Here is a 16,119-nt window from a genome sequence, read left to right as displayed (position 1 = left end):
CGGGGTACCAGAGGCACGCTAGTACATGGCGCGGTGAAGGCCCAAAGCGCCCTTATATTGATTCGGGATAGACCGAAAAAAGATGCGAACCAACGCGATAGCGCCGGCATCGCCGGCCATCTGTCAGGGCAGGTAGATGCGAAACTCGCCGCCGCCCAGCGGCCCGCCGTTGCGCAGCTCGATGCGTCCGCGCACGCCGTTGCGCTCGTGCAGCTCGGCGATGCGCGCGGCGAAGTACAGGCCCAGGCCGGTGCTGCCGCTGCTCTGGTTGAGGCCGAGCACGTAGTCGGCCTGCTGGTCGAGCATGGCAGTCGGGTAGCCGACGCCGTCGTCGTTGATGCTCAGCAGCAGCTGGCCGTGTTCCTCGCGGGCGCTGATCAGCAGGGCGCTGCGCGCGTAGCGGATGGAGTTGGCGATGACGTTGGCCACCACCGAGCCGAGCAGCTCCTGGTCGAAGAAGCCCATCAGGTCGAACTCCTCCACCTCGCAGCGGGCGGCGATGCTGCGGCTGTGCAGCACTTCGTCGTGGCGCGCCAGCTGGGCGCAGATAAAGTCCTCCACCTCCTGATAGCCGGGGCGCAGCGGCAGCTGGTTGACCCCCAGCTTGTACAGGCCGAGCAGCTGCACCAGCATGCCGTTGAGGCGGGCGAATTCGTACTCGATCACCCCGCGCTCGCTGCCGCCACGCAGCTCTTCCGGCAACTGCGCCAGCCACTGGGCATGCGCCTGGCCGAGCATGGCCAGGGAATTCTTCATGTCGTGCACGGTGGAGGCGATCACAGTGGAGAAGTCCAGCCCGCTCATTCGCCGAACACCCTGCGGCGCAGCTGCTGGTAGCGCTCGTAGCGCGGGTCGCTGGGCGGGATCATGCGCACCGCATCGAGGCAGGCGCGGCATTCCTCGGCGAGTTCCGCCTGTTCGCCGCCCGCGCGCAGCAGCGACTGGGCGGCGTTGAGGGCGATGCTGATGTTCTTCGGCTGCAGCGCCAGGGCTCGGCGGAACAGTTCCAGGGCGTCGCCGAAACGGCTCAGCTGGTAGGCGCGCACGCCCTGGCGGTTGAGTTCGACCGCCTCCTTGGCGCTGCCGAGGATGGACGGATCGCTGGTCAGCCTGGCCACACCCTGCAGCACGGCCGGGTCGTCGCCATAGATCTCCACGCAGCTCTTCAGCAGGCCCTCGCCGGCCTCGGCCTGGCCCAGCTGCTTGAGCTGGGTGGCCAGGGTCAGGGCCGCCTCGGCGGAGAAGAACTCGCCGAGCTGCTCGAGGCCGGCCACCGCCTGTTCGGCCAGTTGCGCGGCACGCACCGGGTCACCGGCCTTATGCAGGCTGCTGGCCTGCATCAGGCGCGAACGCACCTTGAGCGCCTGGTCGTTGGCGTACTGGTTGTCCAGCTCGGCCAGGGTCTGGTTGATCTCGGCCTGGGCGCGCTTGTCCAGGCCCTCCTCGCCGGCGCCGGCGATCAGCGCCTGGCTCAGGCCCAGGTAGTTTTCCGGGCTCTTGAAGCGCGAATGGCGACCCTGCTCCATGGCGCTGCGATAGGCCTTGGAGGCGCCGGCGAAATCCTCGTTGCGCAGGGCCAGCTTGCCCAGCTGGGCCTGGCGGCGGATGGCCAGGGGCGACAGGCGCACGGCGTCCTCGAGTATTTCCTGGGCGCGCTTGGCTTCACCCTCGGCGTCGAGCACGGCGGCCAGGCCGTCGTACAGCCCGGGCTGCATGGGAAAGGTCTGCAGGGCCTTCTCGTAGATCTGCCGCGCATGCAGGTGCTCGCCCCGCGCCAGCAGCAGCGCGCCGAGCCCCTGGTAGGCCCAGGGAATGGCGCGGTCGGCCAGCACGGCATTGAGCAGGCGCTCCAGCTCCTCGCTGCGGCCCAGCTCGCGCAGGGCGCCGGCCTTGTAGCGCTGGCACAGCGGCAACAGGCGCTTGTCCTGCTGGCTGAGGCGGTCGCAGGCGGCCAGCACCTCGGCCGGGGCCTGCTTGTCCAGCGCCTGCAGCACCGGCTTGAGCAGCGTCTTGCGCTCCATCAGCTTGTCCAGACGCTGGGCCAGGCTGGCGCGGTTGAACGGCTTGGTCAGGTAGGCGTCCGGCTCGTGCTCCAGGGCGCTGAGCACCATGGCCTGGCTGCTCTCGGCGGTGACCATGACGAAGATGCACAGGTGGCTGATCAGGCGTGCGGCGATCAGCTCCTCCAGCACCTGCTGGCCGTTCTTGCCGGCGCCCAGGTTGTAGTCGTGGAGGATGATGTCGTAGCGCTTCTGCCGGCACATGGCGATGGCTTCCTCGCCACGGTTGGCGGTATCCACGTCGCGCGCACCCATCTCCCGCAGCATGGCTTTCACCGAGCTGAGGAAGTCGTTGAAGTCGTCGACGATCAGAAAGCGCTGCTGGCTGTAGTCCTGCATCGGAGGGCATTCCTGGGGCCGGGGAGGTTCAGTGTAAGCCAGGAATCGGGCCTGTCTCGATCAGGACTATTACCCAGTCGAGACAGGCCCCTGGACCCCGGCCTCAGCGGGCGCGCGGCTGCGTGCCTTCCAGCTCCAGCAGGTTGAGGAGGAAGCGGGCGAAGTAGATCAGGTCCTGCTCCATGGCCTTGCGCGCGGCCTTGGCGTCGCCGGCCTCGATGGCGGCGAAGGCTTCCTCGTGGAAGTCGTTGAGCCGCAGCGACAGGTCGGCGCCGGTGAACAGGCGGTTGAAGAACGGGCCGATCTGCAGCCACAGCGACTCGATGCTGCGCAGCAGCACCGGGTTGCCGCAGGCGCCGTAGAGACGCAGATGGAAGCGGCTGTTGGCCTCCAGATAGTCCTGCACCTGGCGCTGCTCGATGGCCAGGTCCATGCGCTGCACGCAGTCGCGCAGCTCGGCCATGTCGGCGGGGCTCAGGTGCGGCGTCGCCAGTTCCACGGCCAGGCCTTCGAGGCCCAGGCGCACCTGGAAGATGTTCTGGTAGCGTTCGCGGGTCATCAGCGGCACGCGCACCGAGCGCTGCGGCTCGCCCTCCAGCGCGCCCTCGGCGACCAGGCGTTGCAGCGCGGCACGCACCGGCATCGGGCTGGTACCCCATTCTGCGGCGAGGTCGCGGATCTTCAGGCGCTCGCCTGGCTGGAAGCGCCCCGCGAGCAGCCCTTCGCGGATTCGTTGGTAGAGTCTTTCCTGCAGATTATCGGCCATGATTTCAGTAGCCCCGTGGCGGTGCGGGAAGCTGGCTGAGGGTCAGGGAACATTCACGCATGGTCTACTCCTGATGATTTGTGATCACATAAACGCGCTAAAAGCGCTTTTTAGGCTCGATTAAACCACTTATTGCTATTTCTGTGATCACAAAATAGCATGTGCGGAAATTCGAACGAGGTGTGCAACATGACTTCCAGTGGTATCAGCCCGTCCGCCGTGGCGACTTTCGCCGACCGCGAGCGCGAGCGTTTCCTTGCCCGCAATCCGAAGTCGGTGGCGCTGGCCGAACGTGCGCGCCACTCCCTGTACGGCGGCGTACCGATGCACTGGATGGCCGACTGGTCGACACCGGTGCCGCTGTTCGTCGAACGCGCCAAGGGCGCGCGCTTCTATGACGTGGACGGCCACGAGTACATCGACTTCTGCCTGGGCGACACCGGCACCATGTTCGGCCATTCCCCGGACCCGATCGCCAACGCCATCGCCGAACAGGGCAACAACGGCCTGACCACCATGCTACCGGGTGAAGACGCCGTGGTCTGCGGCGAACTGCTGGCGGCGCGCTTCGGCCTGCCATTCTGGCAGGTCACGGCCACCGCCACCGACTCCAATCGCTATGTGCTGCGCTGGGCCCGCGCGATCACCCAGCGCAAGACCCTGCTGGTGTTCGATGGCTGCTACCACGGCACGGTGGACGACGTGATGGTGCGCTACCGCGACGGCGAGACCGTGCCGCGCTCCGGCCTGGTCGGCCAGGCCTACGACCTGACCCAGTACAGCCGCTCGATCCCGTTCAATGACGTGGCGGCCCTCGAAGCCGCTCTGGCCCAGGGCGACGTCTGCGCCCTGCTCTGCGAGCCGGCGATGACCAATATCGGCATGGTCCTGCCCGAGCCGGGCTTCATGCACAAGTGTCGCGAGCTGACCCGCAAATATGGCGCGCTGTTTATCATCGACGAGACCCACACCATCTCCACCGATATCGGCGGCTGCACGAAACTGTGGGACCTCGACCCGGACTTCTTCGTGGTCGGCAAGCCGATCGCCGGCGGCGTGCCCTGCGGCATCTTCGGTTGCAGCGCGGCGATGGCCGAGGCCATGACCGCAGCGCGCAAACGCGCCAGCGAGGGCGGCCATGGTCACGGCCACAGCGGCATGGGCACGACGCTTTCGGCCAACGCCCTGGCCATGCACTGCATGCGCGCCAACCTGGAACAGGTGATGACCCCGGCCGCCTACGCGCACATGCTGCCGCTGGCCAAGCGCCTGGCCGACGGCTTCCGTAGCCTGATCGGCAAGCACGACCTCAAATGGTCGGTGACCGAGCTGGGCGCGCGCAGCGAGTTCCAGTTCTGCCCGGTGTCGCCGAAGACCGGCGCCGAGGCCGAGGCGGCCTTCCACGACGAGCTGCAGATGGCCCTGCACCTGTACCTGATCAACCGCGGCATCCTGATCACCCCGTTCCACAACATGACCCTGTGCTGCCCGAGCACCACGGCGGATGATGTGGACAAGCTGATCGGCATGCTCGACCAGGCTCTCACCGAGCTGCTGGCCATTCCCGGCGCAAGAATCTGAACATCCCTTCTCCCACTGGGAGAAGGTGCCCGAAGGGCGGATGAGGGACTCTCCCCTCACCCCAACCCTCTCCCGAGGGGAGAGGGAGAACAAAGGACACCACCATGCAATTCGCCGATCCCCAGGAAGCCCGCGACTTCCTCGCCGCCCATCCCGAAGTGCGCAGCATCGAGCTGATGCTGATCGACGCCAACGGCATCCCGCGCGGCAAGCTGCTGCACCGCGACGAGCTGCTGGCCATCTACGAGAACGGCCGGCCGCTGCCCAGCTCGATCCTGGCGCTGACCATCCAGGGCGAGGACGTGGAAGAGAGCGGCCTGGTCTGGGAAGTCGCCGACGCCGACTGCTGGACCTACCCGATCCCCGGCAGCCTGACCCTGCAACCCTGGCGCACGGTGCCCACCGGCCAGCTGCAGGTGAGCATGCACCCGACCCAGGGCCTGCCGGCCAGTCCGGCCGACCCGCGGCATGTGCTGGTGCGCGCCATCGACGCGCTCAAGGCCGACGGCTACCACCCGGTGATGGCGGTGGAGCTGGAGTTCTATCTGCTGGACAAGCAGCGCGACGCCAATGGCCGCCCGCAACCGGCGCTGCAGGCCAACGGCGTGCGCCCGCAGGCGCCGCAGGTGTATGGCGTGTACGAACTGGAGCAGCTGCAGCCGTTCCTCGACGACCTCTACGCCGCCTGTGAAGTACAGGGCCTGCCGGTGCGCACGGCGATCTCCGAATACGCCCCGGGCCAGGTCGAGCTGACCCTGGAGCATCGCTTCGACGCGCTGCAGGCGGTCGACGAAGGAGTGCGCTACAAGCGCCTGGTCAAGGGCGTGGCCAACAAGCACGGGCTGCAAGCCTGCTTTATGGCCAAGCCATTTGGCGACCTGGCCGGCAGCGGCCTGCATATGCACGTCAGCCTGGCAGACGCCGACGGCAACAACCTGATGGCCAGCGAAGACCCCCACGGCACGCCGCTGCTGAAACATGCCATCGGTGGGATGATGGCCACGCTCAACGACGCCCTGGCGATCTTCTGCCCCAACGCCAACTCCTTCCGCCGCTTCCAGGCCAACAGCTACGCGCCGCTGGCCAAGAGCTGGGGGGTGAACAACCGCACCGTGTCGTTCCGCGTGCCGGGCGGCCCGGCCAAGAGCCGGCATGTGGAGCACCGCATCTGCGGTGCCGACGCCAACCCCTACCTGGCGGCGGCGGCGATCCTCGCCGGCATCCACCACGGCATCCGCCACCAGATCGACCCGGGCGAGGCCATCGTCGGCAACGGCTACGAGCAGGCCCGCGAGACCCTGCCCACCGACTGGCTGACCGCGCTACGCAACCTGGAGCAGTCGAGCTGGGCCAAGCAGGCACTGGGCGAGGACTTCCTCAAGGTATTCCTGGCGATCAAGTGGGCCGAGTTCGGCCAGTTCATGGGCGAGGTCGGCGAGCAGGACTGGCGCTGGTACCTGACCCACGCCTGAGAGATCAGCGGCCGGCCTCTACCTTGAAGTAGTCGCCGGCCACGCTGATGCCGGCACCGCCGTATTCCTGGCAGGCGTCGGCGAACACCTCCAGCACCCGCAGGCGCATGCCGTCGCGCAACAGCTGCACCCTGCACTCGGTCGCCAGGCCGGCATCCTGCAGCTCGAAATAATCGCCGGTGCCACTCAATCGCCCGTCCAGCTCGCCAATGGCCGCGGGTCCCCATTCCTGCACGTCGCGGCCGGCGCGGATCGGTGCGAAGGAGGCGCGATAACCCGTGCCCTCGCGACGGATCTGCAGGGTGCTCCAGGCCGCCTGGCCGGCGTAGCGTCGGTACTCGCCCTCCACCACGCCGGACAGCACGGACAGGTCGCGCTCGCCGACCTTGGCCAGGTTGTGGTGGGTGGCGGGGCCATCGAAGTCGTTGCGCAGCGCCACCTGCAACCAGGCGCGGGCCATGCCGGCATGCCCGGCCTTGAGGTTGGCCAGCATCAGGTTGTTCAGCGCCAGCTCCTGGGCCGGCCGATCCTCTGCCTGCTCGGCACGGTTCAGCTGCCGCTCGAAGGCCTCGATGGCCTCGGCGTACCGGCCCGCCTGGTAGGCGGCCGTGCCGGCCTGGTTGCAGGCGGCGGGGCTGTCGCAAGGCTGCTGCGCCGCAGTGCAGGGCGCCCCAAAAGGCAGCAGCAGTAGGGCAAGTAGATGAATGCGCATGTCCGTCCTCCCTGGCGAAAGTCCAAGCTTAATGGCTCCGCCGCGCAGCCGCCGGGCAACGGCCGCAAAGTTGCATGGTGCGCCGGGCTGGCAAAGCGAAGTACACAGGCAGCACCTATAACAACAAGCAGACCCCGCAGGACTGCATCGCCAGCACCTTAAAACTGCCTATGAGACACAAGATGGAACTCGCAACCAGCAAACTCTCCATGACCGTGCTGATGACCCCGGACATGGCCAACTTTTCCGGCAACGTCCATGGAGGCACCCTGCTCAAATACCTCGACGAGGTGGCCTATGCCTGCGCCGCCCGTTACGCCGGCTGCTACGTGGTGACCCTGTCGGTGGACCAGGTGATCTTCCGCGAGCCGGTGCATGTCGGCGAACTGGTGACCTTCCTCGCCTCGGTCAACTACACCGGGCGCACTTCCATGGAGATCGGCATCAAGGTGATCACCGAGAACATCCGCGAGCGCTCGGTGCGTCACAGCAACAGCTGCTTCTTCACCATGGTGGCGATGGACGAGCACGGCCAGCCCATGCCGGTGCCAGCCCTGCAGCCGGAAACGGCGGAGGAGCAGCGCCGCTACCAGCTGGCGCAGAAACGCCGGGCCATCCGCCAGGAACTGGAGCAGCGCTACCAGTCCCTGGACAGCGAGGGCTGAGCACTCCGGCGCACCCGCCGCAACGGCGGGTGCGCCCGCTCTCAGCTGGCGACTGCCTCGGCTCCGCGCCGGGCCAGGCGCTGGCCGAGCCAGTCCAGCAGCAGCGCCAGCACCAGCGACGCCCCCACCAGCGGGAACAGCAGGCCGAGGCCGAACATGATCGCCACCCCGCCCTTCCACAGCGGCAGGTCGTGACGCAGCGGCGGCACGCCCAGGCGTCCCTCGGGCCGACGCTTCCACCACATCACCAGGCCACTGATCGAGCCGAGCAGGATCAGCAGGCACACGGCGAGCATCAGCAACTGGTTGGCCAGGCCGAACATCTTGCCTTCGTGCAGCATCGCGCCGCTCTCCACCGCCCGCGCCACCAGGCCGTAGTCGGCCCAGCGCAGGTCCGCCAGGACCTTGCCGCTGTACTGGTCCAGGTGCAGGGTGGCGTCGTTACGCGGGTCGTCGGCAAAGAGGGCGACGGTGAACACGCCCCTGTCGTCCGCCGGGAAGCTGATGCTGTAGCCCGGCTGCACGCCGAGGCGGCTGGCGCTATCGACCACTTGTTGCAGGCCGATGCGCGCCGCCGCAGCCTGCGCGGCGGCCGGAGCATGGCCGTTGTGCGCGGCGTGCGGGTCGGATTGCGGCAGCGGGGTGTTTTCCACCGCCCAGGCCACGGTCTGGTCGGCCGCCGTGTTGAGGCTGCGCGCCTGCAGGTCGGACTGCGGCACCGCATCCCACATGGCCGCTGGGAAATGGTTCCAGGCGCCGGCGAACTGGGCGCCCCAGAAGCCGGTCCAGGTCATGCCGGTGAGCAGCATGAACAGCAGCACGGCGCTGCCCCAGAAACCGGTCACCGCATGCAGGTCGCGCCACAGCAGACGCCCGCGGGCGGACAGGCGCGGCCACAGCACACCGGCGCCACCCTGCCCACGCGGCCACCAGAGATACAGGCCGGACACCACCAGGACGATGCCCCAGCCGGCGGCCAGCTCGATCAGGCGGTCGCCGATCGGGCCGATCAGCAGCTCGCCGTGCAGGGCACGGGCGATGGCCTGCAGATTGTTCTGCGCATCCTGCTGGCCGAGCAGCGCGCCGCTGTAGGGATCGAGGAACAGGTTGGTCTTGCGCCCGTCGAGGGTGGCGACGAACTGCGCGCTGCGCTCGGCGGCTGCCGGTGGCAGGTACTGGCTGACCTGGGCCTGGGGCAGCGCCTGCTGCAGGCGCGCCAGCTGCTGGTCGGCGGACAGCGGCGTGCCAGCCGGCTGCACCTGCAGCAGCTCGGCGTACATCAGCTGGTCCAGCTGCGGTTTGAACAGATAGACGATGCCGGTCAGCGCCAGCAGGATCATGAAGGGAATGACGAACAGGCCGGCGTAGAAGTGCCAGCGCCAGGCCAGGTTGTAGAAGGAAACCTTGGGCTTGCTCACGAGTGATGCTCCGCGATGGTCGAATCGAAGGGCTCTGCGGCCCCATGGAAAGGATCAGACGGAGCGCTGCGGCGGTGCGCGCGGCGGCGCGTCGTGAGGGATGACCGGTTCGCCCAGCACAGTGGACAGCACCATGGCGGGAATCGTGGCAACGAAGATCGCCGCGCCATCCAGGCCCAGCAGGGTGCCGGTCAGCGCCGGGCTGGACAGCAGCAGGGTGCAGTAGCCGCACTGGGCCCACAGCGGCTGGTCGTGCGGCAGCTGGTCGTGGCCACCTTCGCCGCAGGCCATCTCGCTCAGCCAGGCAGGCGTCGACGCGGCGCTGGCCAGGCCCTGCGAAAACAGCGGCGCGGCCAGCAGCAGGAACATGGCCAGCAGGGCCAGGCGCGCGGTGCTCTGTAGGTGGCGGGTCGAGGGCAAGGACGACTATCCGGTTCGGCAAAGGAAGGGGCGCCAGCGCGCTCCGGGTGCAAGCATAGCCGCTATTGCACCGGCGGCGCAGGCCAGGACAGGCAGCGCACGCCCTGCTCGTCCTTCAGCGGGCCAGTGAAGCAGTAGGCCTGGCGCTTCGCATTCCAGCTCGCCCGCTGACCCGGCCGGTAGGGATTGTCCGCCTCCGGCACCGCCTGGCCCAGAGAACTGAACAGGGCCAGTTTGGCGTCCAGATCATGCAGACGCGCCAGGTATTTGTTGAAGTCGGGCATGGCGACGTCGCCGAGAATCGCGCCGACCGGATTGCGCATACGGCGCCAGATGGATAGCTCCGTCCGAGCTGGCGTGCCCAAGGTGAGGACGAAGGCCGCGGTCTCCAGCCGCGAACCGGCGGCCACCCGTTCGTAGTCCGGCAGCATGTCGTTGACCGTCATATGCGGCTTGTACATCAGGCGCAGCTGCCATTTGGATGCACCCAGTTCGGCAGCAGTCTGCGGATTGTCCACCAGGGTCAGCAGTCCCGAGCCCACCAGGACGAACTCGCGCTGCATGGGTGCCTCCAGCGAACGCTCCGCCTCGCTCAGCGGTGCCTGGGCGGCCGGTGCCGATACCAGACCGGCACGGTGTAGCGCGGCGATGCTGTCCAGGTCATGCCCCAGCTGATTGACCAGCACCATCTTGAGGATCAGGTTGTCGGCCCGCGCCAGCCAGTCGCGCAGCAGGCGCACATCCTGCTGCAGAACGGCCAGCGCCTCCTCGCCACGGCCATCCACGGCCAGCGCCAGGGCCTGGGCCGCGCGCAAACGGTTGGCGCGGTCCAGGGTGGTGAAGTTGGCCAGCGGCTCGTCCATGCTCGGCTGGCTGAGGGTACGGTAGTCGTTCAGCGCCAGCAGGCTCTCGTAGCGTCTTAGCAGCTCGCCATGGCGGCTCAGCAAAGCGGCCAGCGCCGCGCGATCCTGACGCAGCTGCTGCAGGCAATCACCCTCGCCGAGCGCGCAGAGCTCTTTTCCGGGCAGCTCGATACGCTGGCCGTCGACGGCAGGGGGCATCTGATCGTATGGGCCATGCTCGGCCCGCCGCTGGCGGTGCGCCTGCGCCAGCTGACGGCCGACCTTCTGCGGGTCCTGGCCGGCGGGCGCATCCAGGCCCAGCAACTGGTAGTAGGCGGTGCTGTCGGCGGGGACCGCCGGCTCGTCCAGCCAGGCCCTGGCCTGCGGGTTCAGCGCTTCGTCCTGCCACCACAGCCAGGCGCCCGCGCCCAGCACGAGCACGGTGCCGAGCAGAACTTTCTGCCACTTCTTCATCGCCCGCCTCACTCGTGACCGATGTAATGCAGCAGCTCGCGGCGCTGCGGATGGTCCTTGAGCCAGGCGCGGACCTCGTCGGCGCGGGCCACGGCCTCGGCGCCGGCCAGGCGGGTGAAGCGTTCGCGGCGGGCCTGCTCGGCGCTCTCCTGGCGCACCCGGCGCTGCCAGGCCTCGCTGAAGATCGCCGGCATCTTGCGGCTCAGCTCCAGGGCCTTAAGCAGCTGCCATTCGCCGCCGTCCAGCCAGGCCTCGTCACAGGAAGTGCACAGGTCCAGGCGATTGCCGCGGGTACCGCTGATCTGGAACTTACTCATCAGCTTGGCGCACTTCGGGCAGGTCAGCGCCTGCGGCGTTTCGCTGGCCGGCTCGGCCTGCAGCCCGGCTTCGGCCACCTCGCTGTGCGGCGCACGTTCGGCCCAGTCGCGGTAGTAGAGCAGCGCCACCAGGGCGCCGGAGCACTGCTCGCAGCCATGGGCCAGCAGGCCGTCGTCGAGCTTGGTCGGTTTGAGTTGCGAGTCGCGGCAGGCGGGGCAATGCATGGAAAAGTCCTTTTCTCGGTGATGAAGCGCTGGGCGCGACCCTATCCAAGAACCCCGGCCGGCTCAAGCGCAGGCTGAGCGAGGCGTCACGGATCGGTTAAGCTTGGGCCTGTGACTGCCGGAGCCCCCATGATCGATCTGCTGGATGTGCTGTTGCTGATGCTGTTCGCCACCGCCTGCGCCTGGCTGTGGCGCGGCCATGGCATTCGCGAGCGCGCACTGGCCCTGGCCAAGCAGCACTGCGCCAAGCTGGATATCGAGCTACTCGACGGCAATGTCGCCTTCCGTCGCCTGGCCCTGGTCCGCGATGCCCGCGGCCAGCGCCGGGTGGCGCGCATCTACGATTTCGAGTTCACCGTCACCGGCGAGCAGCGCCTGAGCGGCAGCATCAGCATGTATGGCCGCCAGTTCGGCGGCATCGGGCTGCAGGCGCATCCCTTCCACGCCGCGCCCCAGCAGGACGACAAGGTGATCCAGCTCGACGACTGGCGGCGCAGCCACCCGCGCCCGGACGATCAGCGCCGGGTCGACTGAGCCTCGCCCTGCAGCTCCTGCAGGCACAGCAGCACCTGTCGCCATTCCGGCTCGGCCGCGTAGGTCATCGGCTTGCGCAGCAGACGGCAGCGCCAGCGGTGCCAGCGACTCGCGCGGCGCGCCTGGTTGACCCGGCAGCCGGCACTCAGCCACAGGGGGTCGAAGCCGCTCCACACACCCGCCGTCACCCAGTGGTTGCCCCACAGCAACGGCGCGACTTCCTCCAGATAGATGGCCTGCAGCTCGGCCAGCGGCAGGGCGCTGGCGTGCAGCACGGCGGCGATATGGCGGTGGTCGTGTTGGTCCAGCTGGTTGTCCAGCCACAGTTCGGACAGCGCCAGCCAGACATCCTCGCGGCTGGCGCCCATCTCAGGCCTCGGACTGCAGGAAGGCCAGCACCCGCGTGGCGGTGTCGGCGGGATGCTCCTGCATGAAGCAGTGCCCGCCGGGCACCTCGGCGATGCTCACCACCGGGTTCAGCCCGCTGAGCCGCTTGGCCGACTGGCCGACAAAGGCATAGGTCTTGTTGCCGTACAGCAGCAGGGTCGGAGTGCTCAGCCGGGCCAGCGACGGCCACAGGCGCCGTGGGAAGGAGCTGAAGATGTCCACTTCGCGGCTCGGTCGGCACTTCAATTCCACCCCGCCGTCCGCCGCCTCCTTCAGCGCATGATCGACATAGGCCTGCAGCGCGGCATCGGTCCAGCCACGGAAGATGCCGCGGCCCTGCAGCAGGGCGAAGGCGTTGGCGCGGTCCGGCCAGTGGCGCCGACGCGCCGCCGACTTCTGCGCCATGACATTGCGCCGGTGCAGGCCGACCAGCTCGGACAGCGCCATCACGCCCATCATCGCCTTGCTGAACAGCACAGGGTCGAGCAGCGCGGCACGCCGGAACAGCTGCGGATGGCGCGCCAGGATCAGGCTGGTGAGCACCCCGCCGAAGCTGTGGCCGAGGGCGAAGCGCGGCACCTCGCCGAAGATCCCGCGGCCGGCCTCGAAGGCCTCCACCGCCAGCTCGGCGCTGCGGTTCCAACCATGGAAGCGGCCGCCGTGCTCGGTGTCGCCATGGCCCTGCACATCGCACAGCCAGAGGTCAAAGTGCTCGGCCAGGTCGGCCAGCAGCGGCTCGTAGGTGCGCCCGCAGAAGCCATTGCCATGCAGGAAGTGCAGCAGCGGCTTACCGGAGGGCGGGCTGTGCCAGCCGGTGAGGGTGAAGCCGGCAGAAGTCGGATGGGACCAGGGGAGCAATTGCATAGAAAAAGCCGCAGCGGAAAAACTGCGGCCAGTGTAGCGGCGCGCTGCAGCCGAGTCAGGCCGGCAAAGGCGCCGAATGCTCGGCGATAAAGGCCTGCAATAGCCGGTTCAGCCGCTGCGGCTGGTCCAGCGGCGTGGCGTGGCCGGAATCCTCGATCACCTCCAGGCGCGCGTCGTGCAGCTGATCGAGATAGCCGCGTTTGTAGTCCAGCGGGGTGTAGTCGCGGTCACCGCTGACCACCAGCAGCGGTACCTGCGCCCTGCCCGCCGCCGGCAGCGCCGACCAGCCGGGGATGGCGCGCATGGCGTGCAGGTAGGAGGTGCGGTCGTTGCTCGCCAGACGCTCCGCCACCAACTCGCGCAGGGCCTGCTGCTCGGGCTTGGGGAACAGTTTGCCGGCCAGCACCTTCGCCAGCGTCGGCAGTCCGAGCAGGCGCGCCAGGCCCAGGCGCAGCCAGATCTGCCCGCGCACCTTCCAGGAGTCCACCGGAAAGCTCGGCGCGCTGTTGATCACCACCGCCGCGCGCACCAGCTCGGGATGCTCGGCCAGCAGCTGGAAGGTCAGCATGCCGCCCATGGAGATGCCCACCAGGATGCACGGTGCGATCTGCAGGGCGCGGATGAACGCGGCGACGTCGCCGGCCAGCTCGGCCATGCTCACCGGCGCCCGCAACGGCTCGCTCCGGCCGTGGCCGCGCACATCCATGGCGATCACCTCGCAGTGCTGCGCCAGGTGCTCGATCTGCGGTTGCCAGTCGAGCAGCGAAGAGCCCAGTCCGTGCAACAGCAACACGGGCGCACCCTGGCCCTGACGGATATAAGCGAAACGGCCATTGGGCAAGTTCAGATAGTTCATGGAAAGTTCTTCTCTGCATTTATCAATGACAATAAACCGGCCTTGCCGCGCACACTTCGGCAATTAAATGAGTTGCTCGTTCGGATAACTTTCCGGCGTCTTCTTATTGCACTCTTGCGTTATTTGCCTTGCCCTGGCAAACCCCCTAGAATCGACCTGCGCCGTATCGAGAATTGACCATGTACAGCATTGCCAGTCCCACCCAGGCACGCAGCAAGAAGGCTCTGGAACGCTTCCTGAACGTCGCTGCCGATCTGCTGGCCAACAACCATTTCGAAGAGACCGGCATCTCCCAGATCGCCCAGCTGTCCGAGTCCTCGGTCGGCACCTTCTACCGCCTGCTCGGTGACAAGGACGTACTGCTGTACGCCGTGCACGAGCGCTTCGTCGAGCAGAGCCGCGCCGCCGTCGATGCCCTGGTGGCGGACCTGACGCGCCAGGCGCTGCCGCTGGATGCCCAGGTGGAGGCCTTCATCCGTGGCGTGGTGCGCCTGTTCGACGGCAGCGAAGGCCTGCTCCGCGCCCTGATCCGCCGTAGCTCGATAGACCCGCAGTTCCGCGAGCGTTTCCACCAGCTCAACGCCTACATCGGCCAGGCATTCGGCCGCATCGTGCTGAGCCACCGCGACAGCCTGAAGCATCCTGTACCCGAACAGGCGGCCGATCTCAGTGCCCATCTGCTGCTCTCTGGCTTGAACTACTTCACCATGGTCGGCAGCCTCGGCGTGACCCCTCGGGAAGTTCTCCCGGCGGAACTTTCCCGGTTGGTCTGCAACTACCTGCAAGTTGCGCAAAGTTAAACTCGCTTATATATCCACCTAACTTAGCGGCGACTGTCGCGGCGTAATTGCGCCGGCGTGAAGTCGGTCGGTCGCAGGGCGATATCGAACTGGTCCGCCGGTTCTTCATTGGACAATATGCCGATCACATAACGGCCGCCGATCAGGTCATATACGGCGTCGCCCTTGGTCCATACCAGCGGCTGGTCGTACAGGTTGATGGTGTAGGACTCGCCGAGGCGCCACAGGTTGTCGCGGTTGTCGTAGTGGTCCACCACCAGGATCTGGTAGCTGTCCTCGTCGAAGTACATATCGCGCTGCTTGTACTGGTGGCGCTGGCCGGCCTTGAGGGTGGCGCGCACGTGCCAGACGCGGTGCAGTTCGTAGCGCAGCAGGTCCGGATTGACGTGGCCGGGTTTGACGATGTCGCTGTACTTGTTGGTCTTGGCCGCGAAGCGGTAGCTGTTGTAGGGCACGTACAGCTCCTGCTTGCCCACCAGCTGCCAGTCGTACTTGTCCGGCGCGCCGGAGAACATGTCGAAGTTGTCGGTGGTGCGCATGCCCTCGGAGGCGGTGCCGGGCGAGTCGTAGGCCACGTTCGGCGTGCGTCGCACGCGGCGCTGGCCGGCGGCGTAGAGCCAGGCCAGGCGTGGCTCCTTGACCTGGTTGACGGTCTCGTGGACCAGCAGCTCGGTGCCGGCCAGGCGCGCAGGCGCCAGCACCGACTGGCGGAAGTAGAACAGCACGTTGCCATTGTCCTTGGCATGGTCGCCGGCGTCCTGGTTGAACAGGAATAGGTCCTCGATCTGGGTCATGAAGTAGTCGCCGCTGGCATGCGGAACGGCCTGGGCGTAGTAGCGCTTGACGCTATCACCGCGGTAGCGCACCAGGTGGTTCCACAGCACTTCCAAGGCCGACTGCGGGATCGGGAAGGGCGTGGCGACCTTGAAGTCGGCGATGCCATTACCGTTCTCGATCAGCTTGGCGCTGGTGGCGTTGCTCTTGATCGCCGCGTAAACCTTGTCCGGGTAGGAGGCCGAGCGCCGGCTCGGGTAGACGTTGAGCTTCCAGCTGGCGGAATAGCGCTTGAGCATGGCCAACTGGCCGGGGCTGAGATTGGCACGGTACTGCTCGGCGTTGGCGGCGCTGATGCTGAACAGCGGCTGGTCGGCGGCGTAAGGGTCCTTGTAGCCGGTCTTGGCATCGAAGGCGGCGCTGTCGCGGGGCAGGCCGCCGTCCCAGGCGGGAATGGTGCCGGCGGCGTTGCCGGCCTTCTCCGCGCCCAGCGGAGTGAGGTCCTGGCCGAGGCGGGCGGCCTGGTCGGCACCGACCTGGGCCATGGTCGGTGCGGCGGCCAGCAGGGCAGCGGCCAGCAGGGTAGTTCTCAGGCGATGCATGGCGTTCCCTC

17 protein-coding genes are annotated in these 16,119 nt (G+C 67.5%); 5 read left to right on the top strand and 12 right to left on the bottom strand.

All coding sequences use genetic code 11. From position 1 onward, the window contains the following. Nucleotides 1-123: 123 nt before the first annotated feature. The 3 genes from OH686_RS12715 to OH686_RS12705 all read right to left on the bottom strand — a co-directional run bounded on the left by OH686_RS12715 (nucleotide 124) and on the right by OH686_RS12705 (nucleotide 3,165). Nucleotides 124-804 carry a sensor histidine kinase gene (locus tag OH686_RS12715; protein ID WP_289532997.1) on the bottom strand — a complete coding sequence of 227 codons (681 nt, stop codon included), beginning with the start codon at nucleotides 802-804 and terminating at the stop codon, nucleotides 124-126. Then, a complete protein-coding gene (locus OH686_RS12710; RefSeq protein ID WP_289532996.1) occupies nucleotides 801-2,399 on the bottom strand; it encodes a tetratricopeptide repeat-containing response regulator in 1,599 nt (532 codons plus the stop codon). The genes OH686_RS12715 and OH686_RS12710 overlap by 4 nt, the downstream gene beginning before the upstream one ends. Nucleotides 2,400-2,502: 103 nt before the next feature. Then, on the bottom strand, nucleotides 2,503-3,165 hold the full coding sequence (locus OH686_RS12705) for a GntR family transcriptional regulator (RefSeq protein WP_289532995.1): 663 nt from the start codon (nucleotides 3,163-3,165) through the stop codon (nucleotides 2,503-2,505). A gap of 189 nt (nucleotides 3,166-3,354) precedes the next feature. On the opposite strand from OH686_RS12705, the gene OH686_RS12700 reads away from it, so the two are divergent. Both OH686_RS12700 and OH686_RS12695 read left to right on the top strand, forming a co-directional pair. Then, entirely contained in the window at nucleotides 3,355-4,746 is a 1,392-nt protein-coding gene (locus tag OH686_RS12700; RefSeq protein WP_289532994.1) for an aspartate aminotransferase family protein, read from the top strand. A gap of 104 nt (nucleotides 4,747-4,850) precedes the next feature. Beyond that, on the top strand, nucleotides 4,851-6,218 hold the full coding sequence (locus OH686_RS12695; protein ID WP_289532993.1) for a glutamine synthetase family protein: 1,368 nt from the start codon (nucleotides 4,851-4,853) through the stop codon (nucleotides 6,216-6,218). 4 nt (nucleotides 6,219-6,222) lie between these two features. Here OH686_RS12695 and OH686_RS12690 read toward each other — a convergent pair whose 3' ends face one another. Beyond that, complete coding sequence (locus OH686_RS12690; protein WP_289532992.1) at nucleotides 6,223-6,930, bottom strand: tetratricopeptide repeat protein; 708 nt, start codon at nucleotides 6,928-6,930, stop codon at nucleotides 6,223-6,225. 182 nt (nucleotides 6,931-7,112) lie between these two features. On the opposite strand from OH686_RS12690, the gene OH686_RS12685 reads away from it, so the two are divergent. Further along, nucleotides 7,113-7,595, top strand: coding sequence for an acyl-CoA thioesterase (locus tag OH686_RS12685; protein WP_289532991.1), 483 nt, complete (start codon nucleotides 7,113-7,115; stop codon nucleotides 7,593-7,595). A gap of 41 nt (nucleotides 7,596-7,636) precedes the next feature. On the opposite strand, the gene OH686_RS12680 is transcribed toward OH686_RS12685, so the two are convergent. From OH686_RS12680 to OH686_RS12665, 4 genes are all read right to left on the bottom strand, one after another. Continuing rightward, a complete protein-coding gene (locus OH686_RS12680; RefSeq protein WP_289532990.1) occupies nucleotides 7,637-9,013 on the bottom strand; it encodes a PepSY-associated TM helix domain-containing protein in 1,377 nt (458 codons plus the stop codon). 54 nt (nucleotides 9,014-9,067) lie between these two features. Beyond that, a complete protein-coding gene (locus tag OH686_RS12675) occupies nucleotides 9,068-9,433 on the bottom strand; it encodes a DUF2946 family protein (protein WP_289532989.1) in 366 nt (121 codons plus the stop codon). A gap of 62 nt (nucleotides 9,434-9,495) precedes the next feature. Continuing rightward, a complete protein-coding gene (locus OH686_RS12670) occupies nucleotides 9,496-10,749 on the bottom strand; it encodes a hypothetical protein (protein ID WP_289532988.1) in 1,254 nt (417 codons plus the stop codon). 8 nt (nucleotides 10,750-10,757) lie between these two features. Continuing rightward, complete coding sequence (locus tag OH686_RS12665; protein ID WP_289532987.1) at nucleotides 10,758-11,291, bottom strand: TFIIB-type zinc ribbon-containing protein; 534 nt, start codon at nucleotides 11,289-11,291, stop codon at nucleotides 10,758-10,760. A gap of 129 nt (nucleotides 11,292-11,420) precedes the next feature. On the opposite strand from OH686_RS12665, the gene OH686_RS12660 reads away from it, so the two are divergent. Then, nucleotides 11,421-11,825, top strand: a complete 405-nt coding sequence (locus OH686_RS12660; protein ID WP_289532986.1) for a DUF3301 domain-containing protein — start codon at nucleotides 11,421-11,423, stop codon at nucleotides 11,823-11,825. Here OH686_RS12660 and OH686_RS12655 read toward each other — a convergent pair. The 3 genes from OH686_RS12655 to OH686_RS12645 are packed head-to-tail and all read right to left on the bottom strand — an operon-like array spanning nucleotide 11,807 to nucleotide 13,932. Further along, nucleotides 11,807-12,193 (bottom strand): DUF7079 family protein, encoded by a 387-nt coding sequence (locus OH686_RS12655; RefSeq protein ID WP_289532985.1) that lies wholly within the window; start codon nucleotides 12,191-12,193, stop codon nucleotides 11,807-11,809. The two genes, OH686_RS12660 and OH686_RS12655, sit on opposite strands and share 19 nt — an antisense overlap. 1 nt (nucleotide 12,194) lies before the next feature. Continuing rightward, on the bottom strand, nucleotides 12,195-13,076 hold the full coding sequence (locus OH686_RS12650) for an alpha/beta fold hydrolase (protein WP_289532984.1): 882 nt from the start codon (nucleotides 13,074-13,076) through the stop codon (nucleotides 12,195-12,197). 55 nt (nucleotides 13,077-13,131) lie between these two features. After that, nucleotides 13,132-13,932: an alpha/beta fold hydrolase gene (locus OH686_RS12645; protein ID WP_289532983.1), complete on the bottom strand. Its 801-nt coding sequence runs from the start codon at nucleotides 13,930-13,932 to the stop codon at nucleotides 13,132-13,134. A gap of 179 nt (nucleotides 13,933-14,111) precedes the next feature. Between OH686_RS12645 and OH686_RS12640 the strand changes: the two genes are divergently transcribed. Continuing rightward, a complete protein-coding gene (locus OH686_RS12640; RefSeq protein ID WP_289532982.1) occupies nucleotides 14,112-14,732 on the top strand; it encodes a TetR/AcrR family transcriptional regulator in 621 nt (206 codons plus the stop codon). 23 nt (nucleotides 14,733-14,755) lie between these two features. Here the strand turns inward: OH686_RS12640 and OH686_RS12635 are convergent, their stop codons facing one another. Beyond that, nucleotides 14,756-16,108 carry a DUF1329 domain-containing protein gene (locus OH686_RS12635; RefSeq protein ID WP_289532981.1) on the bottom strand — a complete coding sequence of 451 codons (1,353 nt, stop codon included), beginning with the start codon at nucleotides 16,106-16,108 and terminating at the stop codon, nucleotides 14,756-14,758. Between the last annotated feature and the right edge of the window lie 11 nt (nucleotides 16,109-16,119).

Source organism: Pseudomonas sp. SO81, assembly GCF_030374125.1.
Classification (GTDB): Bacteria; Pseudomonadota; Gammaproteobacteria; order Pseudomonadales; family Pseudomonadaceae; genus Aquipseudomonas.
Note: the sequence above shows the minus strand (reverse complement) of the source record. Positions and strands in the feature narration are given on the sequence as shown.

Coding starts and splice junctions, on each gene's coding strand:
- OH686_RS12700 (WP_289532994.1), top strand. CDS start 3,355: ATGACTTCCAGTGGTATCAGCCCGTCCGCCGTGGCGACTTTCGCCGAC.
- OH686_RS12640 (WP_289532982.1), top strand. CDS start 14,112: ATGTACAGCATTGCCAGTCCCACCCAGGCACGCAGCAAGAAGGCTCTG.
- OH686_RS12690 (WP_289532992.1), bottom strand. CDS start 6,930: ATGCGCATTCATCTACTTGCCCTACTGCTGCTGCCTTTTGGGGCGCCC.
- OH686_RS12665 (WP_289532987.1), bottom strand. CDS start 11,291: ATGCATTGCCCCGCCTGCCGCGACTCGCAACTCAAACCGACCAAGCTC.
- OH686_RS12685 (WP_289532991.1), top strand. CDS start 7,113: ATGGAACTCGCAACCAGCAAACTCTCCATGACCGTGCTGATGACCCCG.
- OH686_RS12715 (WP_289532997.1), bottom strand. CDS start 804: ATGAGCGGGCTGGACTTCTCCACTGTGATCGCCTCCACCGTGCACGAC.
- OH686_RS12695 (WP_289532993.1), top strand. CDS start 4,851: ATGCAATTCGCCGATCCCCAGGAAGCCCGCGACTTCCTCGCCGCCCAT.
- OH686_RS12645 (WP_289532983.1), bottom strand. CDS start 13,932: ATGAACTATCTGAACTTGCCCAATGGCCGTTTCGCTTATATCCGTCAG.
- OH686_RS12710 (WP_289532996.1), bottom strand. CDS start 2,399: ATGCAGGACTACAGCCAGCAGCGCTTTCTGATCGTCGACGACTTCAAC.
- OH686_RS12705 (WP_289532995.1), bottom strand. CDS start 3,165: ATGGCCGATAATCTGCAGGAAAGACTCTACCAACGAATCCGCGAAGGG.
- OH686_RS12660 (WP_289532986.1), top strand. CDS start 11,421: ATGATCGATCTGCTGGATGTGCTGTTGCTGATGCTGTTCGCCACCGCC.
- OH686_RS12670 (WP_289532988.1), bottom strand. CDS start 10,749: ATGAAGAAGTGGCAGAAAGTTCTGCTCGGCACCGTGCTCGTGCTGGGC.
- OH686_RS12655 (WP_289532985.1), bottom strand. CDS start 12,193: ATGGGCGCCAGCCGCGAGGATGTCTGGCTGGCGCTGTCCGAACTGTGG.
- OH686_RS12650 (WP_289532984.1), bottom strand. CDS start 13,076: ATGCAATTGCTCCCCTGGTCCCATCCGACTTCTGCCGGCTTCACCCTC.
- OH686_RS12635 (WP_289532981.1), bottom strand. CDS start 16,108: ATGCATCGCCTGAGAACTACCCTGCTGGCCGCTGCCCTGCTGGCCGCC.